Source organism: Pararhizobium sp. LjRoot255, from assembly GCF_964252905.1.
Lineage (GTDB): Bacteria > Pseudomonadota > Alphaproteobacteria > Rhizobiales > Rhizobiaceae > Pararhizobium.
The window spans coordinates 1,628,499-1,646,234 of sequence record NZ_CAXUPQ020000001.1; the positions used below are offsets into that span (position 1 = coordinate 1,628,499).

Annotated in this window: 17 protein-coding genes; 11 read left to right on the forward strand and 6 right to left on the reverse strand. The window is 61.2% G+C overall.

Translation table 11 applies throughout. The features are described 5' to 3' along the window. The first annotated feature begins 232 nt into the window (after nt 1–232). The 3 genes from acnA to ACSQ2W_RS08030 all read left to right on the forward strand — a co-directional run bounded on the left by acnA (nt 233) and on the right by ACSQ2W_RS08030 (nt 4,658). Nucleotides 233–2,923 carry an aconitate hydratase AcnA gene (acnA, locus tag ACSQ2W_RS08020; protein ID WP_436085789.1) on the forward strand — a complete coding sequence of 897 codons (2,691 nt, stop codon included), beginning with the start codon at nt 233–235 and terminating at the stop codon, nt 2,921–2,923. A gap of 213 nt (nt 2,924–3,136) precedes the next feature. Continuing rightward, nucleotides 3,137–3,856 (forward strand): DUF1223 domain-containing protein, encoded by a 720-nt coding sequence (locus tag ACSQ2W_RS08025; protein WP_436087707.1) that lies wholly within the window; start codon nt 3,137–3,139, stop codon nt 3,854–3,856. 394 nt (nt 3,857–4,250) lie between these two features. Beyond that, a complete protein-coding gene (locus ACSQ2W_RS08030; RefSeq protein WP_436087708.1) occupies nt 4,251–4,658 on the forward strand; it encodes a DUF2794 domain-containing protein in 408 nt (135 codons plus the stop codon). A gap of 1 nt (nt 4,659) precedes the next feature. Here the strand turns inward: ACSQ2W_RS08030 and ACSQ2W_RS08035 are convergent, their stop codons facing one another. From ACSQ2W_RS08035 to ACSQ2W_RS08050, 4 genes are all read right to left on the reverse strand, one after another. Then, nucleotides 4,660–5,217, reverse strand: coding sequence for an N-acetyltransferase family protein (locus ACSQ2W_RS08035; RefSeq protein WP_436085790.1), 558 nt, complete (start codon nt 5,215–5,217; stop codon nt 4,660–4,662). 137 nt (nt 5,218–5,354) lie between these two features. Beyond that, nucleotides 5,355–6,098 carry a Bax inhibitor-1/YccA family protein gene (locus tag ACSQ2W_RS08040; protein WP_436085791.1) on the reverse strand — a complete coding sequence of 248 codons (744 nt, stop codon included), beginning with the start codon at nt 6,096–6,098 and terminating at the stop codon, nt 5,355–5,357. 225 nt (nt 6,099–6,323) lie between these two features. After that, a complete protein-coding gene (locus tag ACSQ2W_RS08045; protein WP_436085792.1) occupies nt 6,324–8,876 on the reverse strand; it encodes an ABC transporter permease in 2,553 nt (850 codons plus the stop codon). Beyond that, nucleotides 8,873–9,598, reverse strand: coding sequence for an ABC transporter ATP-binding protein (locus ACSQ2W_RS08050; protein ID WP_436085793.1), 726 nt, complete (start codon nt 9,596–9,598; stop codon nt 8,873–8,875). The genes ACSQ2W_RS08045 and ACSQ2W_RS08050 overlap by 4 nt, the downstream gene beginning before the upstream one ends. Before the next feature lie 74 nt (nt 9,599–9,672). Between ACSQ2W_RS08050 and ACSQ2W_RS08055 the strand changes: the two genes are divergently transcribed. Then, nucleotides 9,673–10,314, forward strand: a complete 642-nt coding sequence (locus ACSQ2W_RS08055; protein ID WP_436085794.1) for an arylesterase — start codon at nt 9,673–9,675, stop codon at nt 10,312–10,314. A 141-nt stretch (nt 10,315–10,455) separates the two neighbouring features. Then, nucleotides 10,456–11,046, forward strand: coding sequence for an RNA 2',3'-cyclic phosphodiesterase (gene thpR / locus ACSQ2W_RS08060; RefSeq protein ID WP_436085795.1), 591 nt, complete (start codon nt 10,456–10,458; stop codon nt 11,044–11,046). On the opposite strand, the gene ACSQ2W_RS08065 is transcribed toward thpR, so the two are convergent. Then, entirely contained in the window at nt 10,983–11,447 is a 465-nt protein-coding gene (locus ACSQ2W_RS08065; protein ID WP_436085796.1) for a low molecular weight protein-tyrosine-phosphatase, read from the reverse strand. The two genes, thpR and ACSQ2W_RS08065, sit on opposite strands and share 64 nt — an antisense overlap. 92 nt (nt 11,448–11,539) lie before the next feature. Between ACSQ2W_RS08065 and ACSQ2W_RS08070 the strand changes: the two genes are divergently transcribed. From ACSQ2W_RS08070 to rlmN, 4 genes are all read left to right on the forward strand, one after another. After that, nucleotides 11,540–11,872 carry a 4a-hydroxytetrahydrobiopterin dehydratase gene (locus tag ACSQ2W_RS08070; RefSeq protein WP_436079652.1) on the forward strand — a complete coding sequence of 111 codons (333 nt, stop codon included), beginning with the start codon at nt 11,540–11,542 and terminating at the stop codon, nt 11,870–11,872. Nucleotides 11,873–11,936: 64 nt separating this feature from the next. Next, nucleotides 11,937–12,314 (forward strand): YkvA family protein, encoded by a 378-nt coding sequence (locus ACSQ2W_RS08075; protein ID WP_436087709.1) that lies wholly within the window; start codon nt 11,937–11,939, stop codon nt 12,312–12,314. 500 nt (nt 12,315–12,814) lie between these two features. Then, nucleotides 12,815–13,318 carry an invasion associated locus B family protein gene (locus ACSQ2W_RS08080; RefSeq protein ID WP_436087710.1) on the forward strand — a complete coding sequence of 168 codons (504 nt, stop codon included), beginning with the start codon at nt 12,815–12,817 and terminating at the stop codon, nt 13,316–13,318. Nucleotides 13,319–13,647: 329 nt separating this feature from the next. Continuing rightward, nucleotides 13,648–14,820, forward strand: coding sequence for a 23S rRNA (adenine(2503)-C(2))-methyltransferase RlmN (gene rlmN / locus ACSQ2W_RS08085; RefSeq protein WP_436087711.1), 1,173 nt, complete (start codon nt 13,648–13,650; stop codon nt 14,818–14,820). 60 nt (nt 14,821–14,880) lie between these two features. On the opposite strand, the gene ACSQ2W_RS08090 is transcribed toward rlmN, so the two are convergent. Beyond that, the gene (locus ACSQ2W_RS08090) at nt 14,881–15,522 is read right to left on the reverse strand and encodes a LysE family translocator (RefSeq protein ID WP_436085797.1); all 642 of its coding nucleotides are present in this window, start codon (nt 15,520–15,522) and stop codon (nt 14,881–14,883) included. Nucleotides 15,523–15,726: 204 nt separating this feature from the next. Between ACSQ2W_RS08090 and ACSQ2W_RS08095 the strand changes: the two genes are divergently transcribed. Both ACSQ2W_RS08095 and ACSQ2W_RS08100 read left to right on the forward strand, forming a co-directional pair. Then, entirely contained in the window at nt 15,727–16,236 is a 510-nt protein-coding gene (locus tag ACSQ2W_RS08095) for a BA14K family protein (RefSeq protein WP_436085798.1), read from the forward strand. A 232-nt stretch (nt 16,237–16,468) separates the two neighbouring features. Continuing rightward, on the forward strand, nt 16,469–17,686 hold the full coding sequence (locus tag ACSQ2W_RS08100; RefSeq protein ID WP_436085799.1) for an argininosuccinate synthase: 1,218 nt from the start codon (nt 16,469–16,471) through the stop codon (nt 17,684–17,686). Nucleotides 17,687–17,736 lie beyond the last annotated feature (50 nt).

The window sequence follows — 17,736 nt, forward strand, 5'->3', positions numbered from 1 at the left end:
CGCAAAAAAATTGTCTCAAATTGGTCGTCCTTGGTCTGGCACGTTCCGGAGAAATTATCTATAACCGCCCCAACACGCCAGCGGTCGGCGTGAATTTCATCCTAGCGCCGAACATGGAATGATTTCCACGTACGGACAGCGGAAATGGCCGTACCCGCATCCCATATCGCGCATAAAATGCGCTCGGGCGTTCGTACGTCACTTTTGGCGATCAAACGGAACGGGGTATCCAGTGTCCAAATCCCTTGACAGTTTCAATTGTCGGTCGACGCTTACGGTCAACGGCACAGACTATGTCTATTACAGCCTGCCGAAAGCCGAAGCGAACGGCCTCGCCGGTGTTTCCAAGCTTCCCTATTCGATGAAGGTTCTGCTCGAGAACCTGCTGCGCTTCGAAGACGGCCGCTCGGTCACTAAGGAAAACATCCTTGCCGTCGCCGAATGGCTTAACAACAAGGGCCTCGTTGAAAACGAAATCGCCTACCGCCCCGCCCGCGTGCTGATGCAGGACTTCACCGGCGTCCCGGCCGTGGTCGACCTCGCAGCGATGCGTGACGCCATGGTTTCGCTCGGCGGCGATCCGGAAAAGATTAATCCGCTTGTGCCTGTCGATCTCGTCATCGACCATTCCGTCATCGTTGACGAATTCGGTACACCGACTGCCTTTGCCAAGAACGTCGAGCTCGAGTACGCGCGCAACGGCGAACGCTACCGCTTCCTGAAGTGGGGCCAGCAGGCGTTCAAGAATTTCCGCGTCGTTCCGCCCGGCACCGGCATCTGTCATCAGGTGAACCTCGAATATCTCGGCCAGACCGTCTGGACGAAGGAAGAAGACGGCGAGATCACCGCCTATCCGGATACCTGCGTCGGCACCGACAGCCATACGACCATGATCAACGGTCTCGGCGTGCTCGGCTGGGGCGTCGGCGGCATCGAAGCGGAAGCGGCCATGCTCGGCCAGCCCGTCTCCATGCTCCTGCCGGAAGTTATCGGCTTCAAGCTGACCGGCAAGCTCAAGGAAGGCGTCACCGCCACCGACCTCGTGCTGATGGTCGTGCAGATGCTGCGCAAGAAGGGCGTCGTTTCGAAGTTCGTCGAATTCTTCGGTTCCGGCCTCGACAACATGACGCTCGCCGACCGCGCGACGATCGGCAACATGGGTCCGGAATATGGCGCGACCTGCGGCTTCTTCCCGGTCGATTCCGAAACCATCAACTACCTCACCATGTCCGGCCGTGAAGAACAGCGCATCGCGCTGGTCGAAGCCTATTCCAAGGCGCAAGGCATGTGGCGCGAAGGTGACGGCGCTGACCTCGTCTTCACCGATACGCTCGACCTCGACCTCGGCGACGTGGTTCCCGCCATGGCCGGCCCGAAGCGTCCGGAAGGCCGCATCCCGCTCGAAAACATCGCGTCAGGCTTCGCAGGTTCGCTTGAGAGCGACTACAAGAAACCCGGTCAGCTTTCCACCCGCTATCCGGTCGAAGGCATGGACTACGATATCGGCCACGGTGACGTGGCGATCGCGGCCATCACCTCCTGCACCAATACGTCCAACCCGTCCGTGCTCATCGCGGCCGGCCTTCTTGCCCGCAACGCCGTTGCCAAGGGCCTGAAGACCAAGCCGTGGGTCAAGACCTCGCTCGCGCCTGGAAGCCAAGTGGTCGGCGAGTACCTTGCCAAGTCCGGCCTGCAGGCCGACCTCGACAAGCTCGGCTTCAATCTCGTCGGCTTCGGTTGCACGACCTGCATCGGCAATTCCGGCCCGCTGCCGGCGCCGATCTCGAAGACGATCAACGAGAAGGGCCTGATCATGTCCGGCGTTCTCTCGGGCAACCGCAACTTCGAAGGCCGCATATCGCCGGACGTCCAGGCCAACTACCTCGCCTCGCCGCCATTGGTCGTTGCCTATGCGCTCGCCGGCACCGTGCAGAAGGACCTGACGACCGAGCCGCTTGGAACGGGCAGCGATGGCCAGCCGGTCTATCTCAAGGATATCTGGCCGACCTCGCAGGAAATCCAGGAATTCATCCTGAAATACGTCACCCGCGCGCTCTACGCATCGAAATATGCCGACGTGTTCAAGGGCGACGAGAACTGGCAGGCGGTTCAGGTTCCGGCAGGCCAGACCTATGCATGGGACGACAACTCGACCTATGTGCAGAACCCGCCCTATTTTGTCGGCATGGGCAAGACCGGCTCGGGCATCTCCGACATCAAGGGCGCCCGCGTCCTCGGCCTGTTCGGCGACAAGATCACCACCGACCACATCTCGCCGGCCGGTTCGATCAAGGCCGCTTCGCCGGCTGGTGCATACCTCATCGATCATGGCGTCGGCGTTGCCGACTTCAACCAGTACGGCACGCGCCGCGGCAACCATGAAGTGATGATGCGCGGCACATTCGCCAATATCCGCATCCGCAACCACATGATGGGACCGAACGGCAAGGAAGGCGGCTATACGATCCACTATCCTTCGAAGGAAGAGATGTCGATCTACGACGCGGCCATGCAGTACAAGGCCGAGGGCGTTCCGCTCGTCATCTTCGCCGGTGTCGAATACGGCAACGGCTCCTCGCGCGACTGGGCGGCCAAGGGCACCAACCTGCTCGGCGTCAAGGCCGTGATCGCCCAGTCGTTCGAGCGTATCCACCGCTCCAACCTCGTCGGCATGGGCATCGTGCCCTTCGTCTTCGAGCAGGGCACGACCTGGGAATCACTCGACCTCAAGGGCGACGAGCTTGTCACCATCGACAATCTCACCAATGTCCAGCCGCGCGAGAAGCGGGTGGCAAACATCACCTACAGCGACGGCTCGGTGAAGCAAGTTCCACTGATCTGCCGTATCGATACGCTCGATGAGGTGACCTACATGAACAATGGCGGCATCCTGCAGACCGTTCTGCGCGATCTCGCTGCCTGATCACTCCGGGTGAAAACAGGGGCCGGGGCTGCAAAAGTCCCGGCCTTTTTGCGTTCTGGCGCGCTAAAGATCTGCGATGCCGCGCGGCTCACTCCAACGTGACTTTCTGTTGAAAGACGAGCGGCGTATGAAAAGGCTTCCAATTGCTTCGCAGCTCCCCCGTGTCCTTGAATGGAACTCCCGATGCCTGGATCACTTCACCTTCGCCGCATCATGCTCGCCTGCGGCCTTGGCGTTATGGCACTGCCTGTCGCCGCCGGCGAACCGGCAGGTGTCGTCGAACTGTTCACCAGCCAAGGCTGTTCCTCCTGCCCGCCGGCGGATGCGGCCCTGAAGAAACTCATCAACGACGGCAAGGTCGTCGCACTTTCCTATCATGTCGATTACTGGAACTATCTCGGCTGGGCCGACACGCTCGCCACCAAGGACAACACCGCCCGGCAATATGCCTATGCCCGGATGCTGGGCCGCAGCGGCGTCTATACGCCCCAGGCAATCCTCAACGGGCGTGACCACATCAACGGCGCTGATCTCGATGGCATCAACCGGCGGCTGGCGGAAATGAGCGTCAAAGGCAAGGGCTTGGCCGTTCCGGTCAACGCGGTGGTGCGCAAGGATGAGGTCGACATCAACGTCGGCGCCGGTAATGGCAAGGCCAATGTCGTCGTCGTCTATTTCAACCGCGAACAGCTGGTGGACGTCACCAAGGGCGAAAACAGCGGCAAGCGAATCTCCTACTGGCACTCCGTTCGCGATATCCAGACGATCGGCATGTGGGACGGCAAACCGGCCAGTTTCGTGCTGCCGGCCTCGATCCTCAACGAGGGCGAAAACGGCGGCTGTGCCGTGCTCTTGCAGAAGATGAAGGATAATGAAACGCCTGGTGCGATCCTCGGCGCGACGACCGTCATGGCGGACAGCGCCGCCAACTGACTTTGCAAAATTATGGTTCGGCCCGGCAGCATCGAGGGGCTGGGGCTGAGGGTTCGAAGATACCGGACCGAACCGGCCAAATTTCTTGGCAACGGACGCTGCCAGGAAACATGACGTTTGGAGTGGCCGCGCCCGATGGGCGCTAGATGGCCAACCACCCCAAGACTGCTTCCGCTCGAAGAACGCATTCCTCGAACGACATGCAGACCGGACACTTCGGAGGACTCCCCTAATGTCGGCGAGCGCGAGTGTCGTTGCGAATTGGGGCACGGTTTTGGCTGAAATGCGGCACACTGAAGAAAGTCTCTGGCAATCGGAAGCGGCTTGCGACTTGCATTTCAGCGAAGGTCAGGCAAACTGTAACCGTCCTGTCACAATTAAAGCCGGGGTACAGATGACCGATCAGCCGGATTTGCCGCAAGGCGAGACCCGTTCCGAAAGGCAGCCAACCTCCAATGTGGTTGTCCACCTGCACGAATACCGCAGCAGCAGCCAGGACCCGCCCCCCATCACCTTCCACCGCAGGGAACTCGACATGATCCTCAGGGTTTACGGCCGGATGGTCGGCGACGGCGAGTGGCGCGACTATGCGATGGACCACCTGCGCGACAGGGCGGTCTTCTCCGTATTCAAGCGGTCGGGAGAAATGCCGCTGTTCCGGATCGAGAAAAACCCGAGACTCGCAGCAAAACAGGGCGCCTACAGCGTCGTCAACACCCAGGGGATGATCCTGAAACGCGGCCATGACCTGCAGCAGGTCCTGAAAGTCTTCGACAAGATGCTGAAGCTCATCAAGACCTGATTCAGCCGCGATACAGCGTATCCGGATAGACGCCGGGCTCTGGATCGGTCGTCAGCCCCTCGCCGAGCGGCAGTTGCATGATGATCGTATCGAGCCAGCGGCCGTGCTTGAAGCCGGTCGCCTTCATCAATCCGCCATGTTCGAAACCGGCCGCGCGGTGCACCGTCACCGACGCCGGATGCGCGCCGCCGATGACGGCGACCATCTGCCGAAAACCGAGCTGCGTGCAGCGGCTGATGAGTTCGGCCAGCAGAGCTTTGCCCACGCCCTGTCCCCTCGCCTCCGGCGCTAGATAGATCGAATCCTCGACCAGGAAGCGATAGGCCGGCCGTGTCCGGAATGCCGAGGCATAGGCATAACCAAGCAGACGGCCATCGGGAGCGACCGCGGCGATATAAGGATAACCATTGTTGACGATCGCTGAAAACCGCGACGCCATTTCCGCTTCGGCCGGAGGGGTTATCTCATAGGAGGCAACGCCGTTGAGGACCGATTCCCGGTAAATATCGGTGATGGCCGGAATGTCGGCAAGGGTGGCATCGCGCAGGGTGAAAGACATGGGCAAGGCCTGATTGGATGGAGGTAACGTGTTCTCTCTCATACCGGGATGCGGCGATCAAGCAAGCCTCAAACTGCGCAGATCAGGCAACAAAAAAGGCGGCCGAAGCCGCCTCTTTCGATTGTCTGCCGTTCCGGTTATTCGCGATTTCCAAGGAAACGCAGCATGAACAGGAACAGGTTGATGAAGTCGAGGTAGAGCGTCAGTGCGCCCATGATGGCCTTGCGGCCGGCGACTTCGGCACCGTCTGCTTCGAAGTACATTTCCTTGATCTTCTGGGTATCCCAGGCCGTCAGGCCGGCGAAGATCAGAACGCCGATGACGGAGATCGCAAAATCAAGCGCCGACGAGGCGAGGAAGATATTGACGACCATGGCGATGATCAGGCCGATCAGACCCATCATCAGGAACGAACCCATGCCGGACAGGCTACGCTTGGTGGTGTAGCCGTAGAGCGACAGACCGCCGAACGAAGCCGCCGTGACGAAGAACGTCTGGACGATGCTCTGGCCGGTATAGATCAGGAAGATCGACGACAGCGAAAGACCCATCAGGCCCGCATAGACCCAGAAGGTGGTCTGCGCGGCGGGCACGCTCATGGAATTGATGCGGAAGCTCATGTAGAACACCAGTGCCAACGGCGCGAGTATGACGACCCACTTCAGCGGGCTCACGTAGATCGCCTGACCGAAGGCGGTCAGCTGTCCGTCCGCAAATGCGAATTGGAAGGCGGCGTAGGCGGCGATACCGGTGATCGCCAGACCAAGGGCCATCAGGTTGTACACCTTGAGCATATAGGTGCGCAGACCTTCATCGATTACGGCCCCCGCCTGCGCACCAGTCTGCGCCGTCCGGGTTTGGTAGTTTCTAAGATCAGCCATTGTTTCCTCTTATAAGCCCCGGTTAAGTTTACGGTGTCAGGCCACGAGGGCGCATCGTTTTCAAGATGCCAGCCACCCGGCCCAGGCGCCGCTGCGGGGCTCCAGCATGCCTCAGTAGAATATGATGTCGAAATATGACTTGCACAAGACCGGCAGGGCCGTGAATCGCTCGAAAAGCCGCCCTGAACGCCTTTTGCGCCATAACGTTAACGGTTAACTGGCCGATCAGAGTTCCCGCAGCACGGGTGCGGCTTTCTGGCCGAGCACCCGCCAGGTGCCGGCAAGGCCGAAACCGACGGTGACGATCAGGGCGACCGCCATCGTCACCAGGGCGACGTCCGGCAGGAAGGACGACGGCAAGGTCATGACCTGGCTCACCACGTACCACGCCGCCACGCCGCCAGCAAACAGCGCAAAGATGGCCGTCGACAGCCCGAGCATCGCATATTCATAGCAGAAGGCGCGGATCAGCGTCGAACGAGTCGCGCCGAGCGTCTTCAGGACGACGGCATCGTGAGTGCGGGCCCGGTTGCCGGCGGCGAGTGCTCCGGCCAGCACCAGAACCGAGGCGACGAGCGCGACGGCCGCGGCAGCGCGGATGGCGGTCGCAAGCTGCCCGAGCAGTTGATTGATGATGTCGAGCGCATCCTTGACCCGGACGCTGGTGATCGTCGGATAGGCATTGGTCACGGCCTTCAGCGCCGCCGCCTCATCTGCCGCCGTGGCGTTGGGGTCGATGACCGTGGCGAGCCAGGCATGCGGGGCGCCGGCAAAGGTGTTTGGCGAAAACACCATGACGAAATTGATCGACAATGATTCCCACTCCACCCTGCGGAAATTGGCGATGCGGGCCGTGATGTTGCGGCCGAGCACATTGACGGTAACGGTATCGCCGAGCTTCAGGCCGAGTTCGCCGGCTTCCTCCGCCGAGAAGGAAACGAGCGGCTCGCCGGAATAGTCCGGCGCCCACCAGCTGCCCTGTGTCAGGGACGAATTTTCCGGCCGGTTTTCAGCATAGGTGATGCCCCGGTCGCCACGCAGGACCCACTGTCCGCCTGGCGGCACGTTCATCTTAGTCACATCCTGCCCGTTGAACGCCAGGATGCGGCCGCGCAGCATCGGCACCTCGACGATCTTGCCGTCGGGGAGGCTTTTCTGCAGCAGCGAACGGAAGCCATCGACCTCGGCGCCCTGAATATCGACGAAGAAGAAGTTCGGCGCCCGCTCCGGCAGGCTGCCGGTGAGCTCTCGGCGCAGATTGCCGTCGATCAGCGCGATCGTGACGAGAAGCGCAAGCCCGAGGCCGAGCGACAGGACCACCGACGGCGTCAGCGCGCCGGGGCGATGGATATTGCCGATGGCGAGCCGAAACGCCGGCGAGCTGACGCGCGGCGACCGGCGGGCAAGCATGGCGACGAGAACGGCGACACCGCGCAGCACGATGAAGGCGAAGGCGATGGCACCGAGGAAGGTGAGCGAGATCCTGCGGTCATAGGCCGTCAGGATGGCAAGGCCGGCAAGCGCTGCAAGGCAGAGAGCGGCGGCAAGCAGATAGGGCCAGGACGGCAGGCGCGACCGTTCGAAGCTCTGCTCGCGGAAGAGCGCGGTCGCCGGCACCTCGCGGGCGTGGCCGAGCGGTAGGATGGCAAAGGCGAGCGCGGTCAGGAGGCCGAACAACGCGGCAAGGCCAAGTGCGGCCGGATAAAGCTGGAAGGCGGTGGACACCGGGAGCATCCCGGCCAGGAATTGCGCCGCGACAAAGGGAATGAGCGCGCCGAGCACAAGGCCGATGCCGATACCGATCAGCGCGATCATCAGAATCTGGATGAGATAGATGGCCGTGACCGTGGCGGCGGGCGCACCGACGCATTTGAACGTCGCGATGACGCCTCGCTTGGAATCGAGGTAGGAGCGCACCGCATTGGCAACGCCGACGCCACCGACGATGAGGGCGGTCAGGCCGACGAGGGTCAGGAACTGCGAGAAGCGGGTGATGTTCGCCGTCAGCGCCGGCGCCGCGTTCTGGCTGGTGCGGATCGACCATCCGGCCTGCGGGAATTTCTCCTCGGCCTGCCGGCGCAGGGCGGGAACGCTGGAGGGATCGTCGACCTTCACCTTGTAGACATGTTCGACGAGACTTCCCGTCTGCACCAGCCCGGATGCCGTAAGCGCATCCGCGGACAGAAGCAGGCGCGGCGCAAAGCCGAACCCGTCCGACAGGGCGTCCGGCTCGCGAATGATCAGGCCCGAAATACGGATGCGGGCCGTGCCGAGCAGGATTTCGTCGCCGGCCTTGATGCCGAGCCGCTCCAGAAGCAGTGGGGCTGCAAGCGCATCATGGACGCCGCCATGATTGGCCAGCAGGCCGGCGAGCGGTGCCGCCGGCTCGCTTTCGAGCTTGCCGTAGAGCGGATAGGCGCCATCGACGGCCTTCAGCTCGACCAGCGCCTGGTTGGAGCCATCGGGAAGCCGGGCCATGGACCGCAGACCGGCAGACACCGCGACCGTGCCCATGTCGTCGATGAAGGCTCTTTCCTCAGGCGTCGCGACTCGGTTGTTGAGTTCGAAGCGGATATCGCCGGCCAAAAGGTCGCGGCCCTGGCTGGCGATCGAGCTGGTGATCGACTGCGACAGCGAGTTGACCCCGGCGATGGCGGCCGTGCCGAGCGCAACGCAGGCGAGGAAAATGTAGAAGCCCTTCAGGCCGCCGCGCATTTCCCGCAGCGCGAGGCGAAAGGCGAGCCCAAGACGAAAGCCGCTGGCAACGCCGGCCGTCATGCGGAAACCGCCTTCGACAGCGATGCTGCAACCGATGGGTCATGCCCGGAACCGGAGAGGATTTCACCGGAACGGACCCGCACCTGGCGCGAGCAGCGGGCGGCAAGCGAGGCGTCATGGGTCACGAGGACGAGCGTCATGTCGCGCTCGGCCTGCTTGGAGAAAATGAGATCGGCCACCTGGCGGCCGGTCTCGGCATCGAGATTGCCGGTGGGTTCGTCGGCGATCAGCAATTTCGGGGCCGGCGCCAGCGCCCGGGCGATCGCCACGCGCTGCTGCTCGCCGCCGGAAAGCTGGCCGGGATAGTGCGACAGCCGCTCGCCAAGGCCGACGGAGGCGAGCTCCTGGCGGGCGATCTCGAAGGCGTTGCGGACATTGGCAAGCTCGAGGGGCACGGCGACGTTTTCGAGCGCCGTCATGTTGGGGATCAGATGGAAGGACTGGAAGACGATGCCGATGTTGCGGCCGCGGAATTCCGCCACCCGGTCTTCGCTCAAACCGTGCAGCGGCGTGCCATCGATGGTGATTTCGCCGCTGTCGAGGCGTTCCAGACCGGCGAGAACCATCAGCAGCGTCGATTTGCCGGAGCCAGAGGGGCCGACGATGCCGACCGATTCACCGGCGTCGATGATCAGATCCATGCCCTTCAGCACATGAACGGACGCGGCAGCCTGGCCGAGTGTCAGATCCGCATTTTTCAGTTCGATCATGGTTTTTGCCAAGGGAAACTGTCCTATATATGTAGAATATGGAGATTGCCGGAGCGGCTGACTTTTACCGATTTAAGGGCGCATTCATGCGAATAAAAGGTTTCATGGCATTTTTGTTGGCGATCACGGCAATTGTGATCGCCTCGGTCCCGGCTCATTCCGCCACGCTCAACCTCGTCGGCTTTGGCGACAGCCTGATGGCCGGGTACCAATTGCCGCCGGAAGATGCCTTTCCCGCCCGTCTGGAAAAAGCCTTGCGCGCAAAAGGCCATGACGTGACGATCGCCAATGCCGGCGTTTCCGGGGATACGACCTCGGGCGGACTGGCGCGGATCGACTGGTCGGTGCCCGACGGCACCAAGGGCGTGATCCTCGAACTCGGCGCCAATGACGCGCTGCGCGGCATCGCGCCCGAAGAAAGCCGCAAGAACCTCGTAGTCATGATCGAGAAGCTGAAATCGCGCGGCATCGCGGTCCTGCTTGTTGGCATGCTGGCGCCGCCGAACATGGGCGGCGACTATGCCGGCCGGTTCAATCCGATCTATCCGGAGCTTGCCAAGACCTACGACACCGAACTCTATCCATTTTTTCTTGACGGTGTGGTGGAGAATGCCAAGCTCAAGATCGAGGATGGCATGCATCCGAACGGCGATGGCATCGGCATCATGGTCGAGCGCTTCCTGCCCGTCGCCGAACGCTTCGTGCAATCGCTTTCAACAGGAGGCTGAGGGAACCGGGAAAAAAATGAACTCACTGTTCAACGACTGTTAATCACGTTGGATAAATATTGCAGGTGCGAAATTATAGTTGCGCGCAGGTGTCAGGCGTGATTCGCTGACGATATCTGCTAGAGATTCGGGGAGCTCGTCATGCCGAGACTTTTCACCGCCCTCGAGATACCGCGTAATGCCGCGATGAGCCTTTCATTGTTGCGTGGTGGTCTACCCGGCGCCCGCTGGATCGATGTGGAGAACTACCACATCACACTCCGCTTCATCGGTGACGTCGACAACCGGACCGCAGACGAGATCGTCGACCGGCTCGACCGCATCGAACGCCCGGAATTCCAGTTGCAACTGACCGGCACCGGCGCCTTCGGTTCGAAGAAACCGCACTCCGTCTGGGCCGGCGTCAGTAACCCGCCGGAACTCTATGCCCTCCAGGCCGAAATCGAGCGCATCTGCCAGCGGCTGGGCCTGCCGGCCGATCCGCGCAAGTTCACGCCGCATGTGACGCTTGGCCGGCTGCGCTCGTCGCGGGTCGAGGATGTCGTCGGTTACCTGTCGGGACGCGGCGGCTTCTTCACCAGCCCCTTCACCGTCTCGCGCTTCGTGCTCCTGTCATCGCGCGATTCGATCGGCGGCGGCCCATACATCACCGAGGAGGTCTTCCCGCTCTACGAGCCAGCCTCCTCCAGCCTGCCGATGAGCGACAAGCATCCCTCGGAAAGCATGCTGTAGACGGCTTCGAAGCCTTCCGGGCCTTCATGATAGGGGTCGGGCACGTCACGCTCGGCGCCCAGCGTATAGTCGAGGAAAAGATGCAGCTTGTGCCGTGCTGCCGGCGGCGTCAGCGTGCGCAGTGTCGCGAGATTGCTCCGGTCCATCGCAAAGATCAGATCGAAAGCCTCGAAATCGCCGGTATCGATCTTGCGGCCGCGCTGGCCGGTAATATCGATACTGTGGCGCCTTGCCACGGCAATCGAGCGATGGTCCGGCAGGTCACCGATATGCCAGCCGCCCGTTCCGGCGGAATCGACATCGACCGGACGGCCCTGCGACAGATGCCGCAGAATGCCTTCGGCCAACGGCGAACGGCAGATATTGCCGAGACAGACAAAGAGAATTCTGACAGGTTTCATTTTATCCAAAAGGCTTGAGGAAGGTTGAACCTATCCAAGGCTGCTGCGTTGTGAAACCACAATGTTGCCGTTACCAATAAGGGGGAATTGCCATGAAACAGGAAAAGCTCACTGCAGAGACCGTTGCCGAGAACCTGCACAAGATGGAGGGCTGGGTGCTTTCGGAGGACGGCTTGTCGATCTGGAAGACCTTCCGGTTCAGGAGTTTCGTCGAGGCATTCGGCTTCATGAGCGAGTGCGCGCTGGCGGCGGAGAAGTTTGGACATCACCCCGAATGGTTCAATGTCTACAACAAGGTGGACGTGACGCTGACCACGCATGATTCCGGCGGGCTGACCGAACTGGACTTCAAGCTCGCCGCGCGCATGGACCGCGCTGCGGCGGGGCGCATGCCCGACCATATGAAGGAGGCCCATTTGAAATAGCCGTAGCGCTCAACCATATGCTTTTCCATGACAGACATTTCCCATGACGGACGGGGCAAAGAAGATGGATGACGTCAAGATCGGCGAGATTTTGCTGCCTGGCGAGGAGAGCGAACAGGAGGCAAGGGCCCGCAAGGTCGAGCGCCGCTTCTGGCCCACCCTGAAGCGCGCCATGCGACAGGTGCCGTTCAGCCGCGACCTCGTTGCCGCCTATTATTGCGCGATGGACCCTGCGACGCCGATGCGCACGCGTGGCATCCTTCTCGGCGCGCTCGCCTATTTCGTCCTGCCGATCGATTTCATCCCCGACGTTCTCGCCATGGTCGGCTTTTCCGATGACATTGCCGTGCTGACAGCCGCCTTCGCCGCGATCGCCGGCCAGATCAAGGAACAACACTACGCCAAGGCGGACGAGGCATTGCAGGACAAGCTGCCGGACTGAGCCGCCGGCGGCGCGCGGCGAAATGCTGTCTTGCCGACATCGTCCCCCTTTTTTGGCGGCCTTCGCCGTCAGGTTTTCTCAGTATCCCACGACAGGTACGGCGCTTTTGCCAAAGGTCAAACTCTTGCCTGATTCTTTGTGACATAAACGAGCGTCAAGCACGCTTTGGCTGATGGGCAGCCGCACAACCAGCCAAGCGCGCAAGGCAGACGGAATTCGGCACTTTCTCGCCGGGAACCGTTCCCTGGATATTCGCAAAACCGTGAAGCTATCAGGCTTGCATCGTTCGGGCGCGCCTTTGCCATCCTGAACATCAGCGGGCCTGAAGCTCGAGCAGGATTTGCGTCGCAATGTGTTCCGTACTAAAGCGGATGCGCAGTGAATTCAGAGAATGTTGACGGTTTGGTAACCTGAATTAAGTCAAAATAAATCAAATCGTGACCAGCGTTGCCCGGCTGATGCTGATCGGGCTCTGGCAGCCAAGAAACCGGCAGGACAAGATGTTTGTAAGAAAGTTCATCACCGCACTCGCACTCGTGACGGCATTTGCCGGCGTCGCTTCGGCCCAGTCGCCGACCCGCATCCAGCAGTTCAATGCCTGGGGTGCCTATTCCTATACATCCGGTGCCAGCAAGGTCTGCTACGTTCTGTCGGTGCCGAAGGAAAAGAGCCCGGCCAATGTCGATCATGGCGATATCTTCTTCCTCGTGTCGCAGCGCCCCGGCCAGAACATCTCTTACGAGCCGCAGGCCATGATGGGTTACGCGCTGCAGGAAAACTCGAAGGTGACCGTCACCATCGACGCCAAGGACTTCGTGATGTTCACCAAGGGCAATTCGGCCTGGGTGGAGAATGCGGCGGAAGAGCCGGCGCTCGTCGCCGCGATGAAGGGCGGCAAGGCTATGTCGGTCGCTGCCAAGTCGCGCAAGGGTACGCCGACCGCCTATTCCTACTCGCTGTCGGGCATCTCGGCCGCGCTGAAGCAGATCGAAAGCTGCAAGTAAGACCATTCGTTCTCATCGAATCTCCAAAAGGCCGGCTCGTCCGGCCTTCTGCCGTTAAGGCATTCGTCCTTTTGCTGATCTGGCCCTGATGCGCCGGAGGGTGACGCCAGGCAAAAACCGTGCTAAAGGCCCGCACCATGATGGCTGCGCGGATCCTTGACGGTCCCGAGACGCGGCAAACGAACTCTGATCTTAGCATTTCACGCAACCGGCCGCAGGCGAAAGCGCTGAACGGGCTTTGCGTATCCAAGACACGGGAACTGGCTAGAATGGCCGCAACTGAAGCACTCAATCTGGACCAACCCGTCAAGGCACCGGTGCGTCCGGCCATGCCCGCCGAGATGCCGTCGCTGATCGGTCTTTCGCGCGAGGACATGGGCAAGGCCCTGGCCGACATCGGGGTTCCGGAAAAGCAGGTGAAAATGCGCGTCAGCCAGCTCTGGCACTGGCTCTATGTGCGCGGCATCTCCGATTTCGACCACATGACCAATGTGTCGAAAGACATGCGCGAGATGCTGAAGAAACATTTCACCATCGCCCGGCCGGAAATCGTCGAGGAGCAGATTTCGACCGACGGCACCCGCAAGTGGCTGTTGCGCTTTCCGCCGCGCGGCGCCGGTCGCCCCGTCGAGATCGAGACCGTCTACATTCCTGAGGAAGGCCGGGGTACGCTGTGCATTTCCAGCCAGGTCGGCTGTACGCTCACCTGTTCCTTCTGCCACACCGGCACGCAGAAGCTGGTGCGCAACCTGACGGCGGAAGAAATCCTCGCCCAGCTTCTGCTCGCCCGCGACCGGTTGGGCGATTTCCCGGACCGCGATACGCCGGCTGGCGCCATCGTGCCCGCCGAGGGCCGCAAGGTGTCGAACGTGGTGATGATGGGCATGGGCGAGCCGCTCTACAATTTCGAAAACGTCAAGACGGCGCTGCTGATCGCCACCGACGGCGACGGGCTTTCCCTGTCGAAGCGCCGCGTGACGCTGTCGACCTCCGGCATCGTGCCCGAAATCCACCGCACCGGCGCCGAGCTCGGCGTCATGCTGGCGATCTCGCTGCATGCCGTGAAGGACGACCTGCGCGACATGCTGGTGCCGATCAACAAGAAGTATCCGCTGAAGGAACTGCTTGACGCCTGCCGAGCCTACCCGAGCCTGTCGAACGCGCGCCGCATCACCTTCGAATATGTGATGCTCGAAGGCGTCAATGACTCGCTCGAAGATGCCAAGGAACTGGTGCGGCTCTTGAGGGGCATCCCCGCCAAGATCAACCTGATCCCGTTCAATCCGTGGCCCGGCACGAACTACCAGTGTTCTTCCTGGGAGCACATCGAGAAATTCGCCGATTTCATCAATGCGGCCGGCTATGCCTCGCCGATCCGCACGCCGCGCGGCCGCGACATTCTGGCGGCCTGCGGTCAGCTGAAATCCGAATCCGAGCGCATGCGCAAGGTCGACCGCATGGCCTTCGAAGCCATGATGATCTCCAATCACGGCGAGGATTGATCGATTGAATTGGCTGCGGCGGAAAGCGGACGGCGCCTTGTCTTTCCTTCGCCCGCCCGGTTACCGCGATTGCGCGAACAGGATCTTCACCGCGAAGATCGAGAAGACGCCCGCGAAGGTGTAGTCGATGCCGCGCATGACGCTTTTCTTGCGCTGCAGCCAGCCGGAGAGCCAGTCGGCCGTCAGGATGACCAGCACGTTGACCGGCATCGCCGCGACGATGAAGAAGAAGCCGAGGAACAGCAGCTTCTGCGTCACGGCCGGATCGTTGGCGGTGACGAATTGCGGCAGGAAGGTCATGAAGAAGATGATGACCTTCGGATTGAGCAGATTGACCCACAGCCCCGTCGAGATGTTGGCCATGGCGGATGCGCCGGTGTCTTCAACCTTCTTCACCGACAGGCTCGAGCCGTAGCGGATCGCCTGCACCGCCAGCCAGAACAGGTAGGCGGCACCGCCGGTCTTGAGGATCATGAACGCTGTCGGCGAGGCGGTGATCAGCGCCGAGATACCGAAGGCGACGAGCAGCGTGTGCACGACGCAGCCAAGACTCGTTCCAATCACGATGAAGAAGGCGGCCGCCTTTCCCTGCGACAGCGCCCGGCTGATCGACAGCGTCATGTCGGGACCGGGCGTCGCGGCCAGAAGCAGCGTTGCAGCGGTGAAGGCGAGAAGTGTCGGTAGGCTTGGCAGAAAATCCATGGTGTGAGGTCCTCGAATGGCAACGTGCGCAATCCTTGGATTGCATGTAACGAAAACACCACGATGCCGCCAGTGCAAAAACGGGCTTACGGCGCTTTCGCGGGGGATGCGCTCTGTTTCGCGTAGTGGAACATTTTCCTACTTTCAGGTATTCTTATAGACGGAGACAGGAAAGGAGAAGGGCTGAAGACAGGAGAGAAGCTGATGAGAAAACTCGCGATCCTCATGATTTCGCTGATCACAGCCTTCACAAGCGTTGCACCGGCACAGGCCTTTCCGCCCGTCAATATGGCAACGACCGTCAAAAATCCGGATGTTATCGACGTCCGCCACTGGCGCTATCGTGGCCGCGATGACTATCGTTACGGGCGGCACCATTACCGGCACCACAGGCACAACTATGGTGGCGCGATTATCGGAGGTCTTGCGGCCGGCATGATCTTTGGCGGCATGCTTGGCTACCCATATTATGGACCGAGCTACTATGGCCCGGGAGCCTTTTACGGTCCCAGGGCTTTTTATGGCCCGGGAGCTTTTTATGGTCCCAGGGCTTTTTATGGCCCGAGAGCTTACTATGGTCCTAGAGCATACTACCCGCGGGCTTACTATGGCGGCAACGCACATGTTCGCTCGTGCTACGCCCGCTATCGGTCCTATCGCGCCTGGGATAACACATACCAGCCATATTATGGTCCTCGCCGGCAGTGCCTGTAAGGACAGGCCGATCAAACTTATGCCCGCCGTCATCCCTGGCGGCGGGGCGATCTTTGACGCTGTTCGACGTGAACCGCTCTTCGGCCTGCCCGATAAAGGCGCGCTGGACGCAAATTCCCTCGACCCAAAGGCTTGCGCACCCCGGCAATCTCGCTAAAAGTGCCCCAGAATTTTTCCCGCGAAATCCCTTGGGAGCGCGATTCCGCGCTTTCCGACAGACGGACAGACAAACATGGCAAAGCAAGTCAAAAAGGTCGTTCTCGCCTATTCCGGCGGTCTCGACACCTCCATCATCCTGAAGTGGCTGCAGACCGAACTTGGCGCAGAAGTCGTCACCTTCACCGCCGATCTTGGCCAGGGCGAAGAACTCGAGCCGGCGCGCAAGAAGGCGGAGATGCTGGGCATCAAGGAAATCTACATCAAGGACGTCCGCGAGGAGTTCGTGAAGGATTTCGTTTTCCCGATGTTCCGCGCCAATGCCGTCTATGAAGGCGTCTACCTGCTCGGCACCTCGATCGCCCGGCCGCTGATCTCCAAGCACCTGATCGAGATCGCCCGTGAAACAGGCGCCGACGCGATCGCCCATGGTGCTACCGGCAAGGGCAACGACCAGGTCCGCTTCGAGCTGTCGGCCTACGCTCTGAACCCGGACATCAAGATCATCGCCCCCTGGCGCGACTGGTCGTTCAAGAGCCGCACTGACCTCTTGGAATTCGCCGAAAGGCACCAGATCCCGGTTGCCAAGGACAAGAAGGGCGAAGCGCCGTTCTCTGTCGATGCCAACCTCCTGCACTCGTCCTCCGAAGGCAAGGTGCTCGAAGATCCGGCAATCGAAGCCCCGAACTACGTCTATATGCGCACTATCTCTCCGGAGGAGGCGCCGGATGTGGCAACCACCGTCAAGATCGGCTTCCGCAAGGGCGACGCCGTTTCGATCGACGGCAAGGAGATGAGCCCTGCCTCGATCCTGACCGCGCTCAATGCGCTTGGCCGCGATAACGGCATCGGCCGCCTCGACCTCGTCGAAAACCGCTTCGTCGGCATGAAGTCGCGCGGCGTCTACGAAACCCCCGGCGGCACGATCCTGCTTGCCGCCCACCGCGCCATCGAATCGATCACGCTCGACCGGGGTGCGGCACACCTCAAGGACGAGATCATGCCGCGTTACGCCGAGCTGATCTATTACGGCTTCTGGTTCTCGCCGGAGCGCGAAATGCTGCAGGCGCTGATCGACAAGAGCCAGGAGCATGTCGAGGGCGAAGTGACGCTGAAGCTCTACAAGGGCAACGTCATGGTCACCGGCCGCGAGAGCGCCAAGTCGCTCTATTCCGACAAGCTGGTCACCTTCGAGGACGACCAGGGCGCTTACGACCAAAAGGACGCGGCCGGCTTCATCAAGCTCAATGCGCTTCGCCTGCGCACGCTGGCAGCGCGCAACCGCGACAAGTAAGCGGAACACATCGAACGGTCCAGGCCTGCATCCGCGCGGATGCGGGCCTT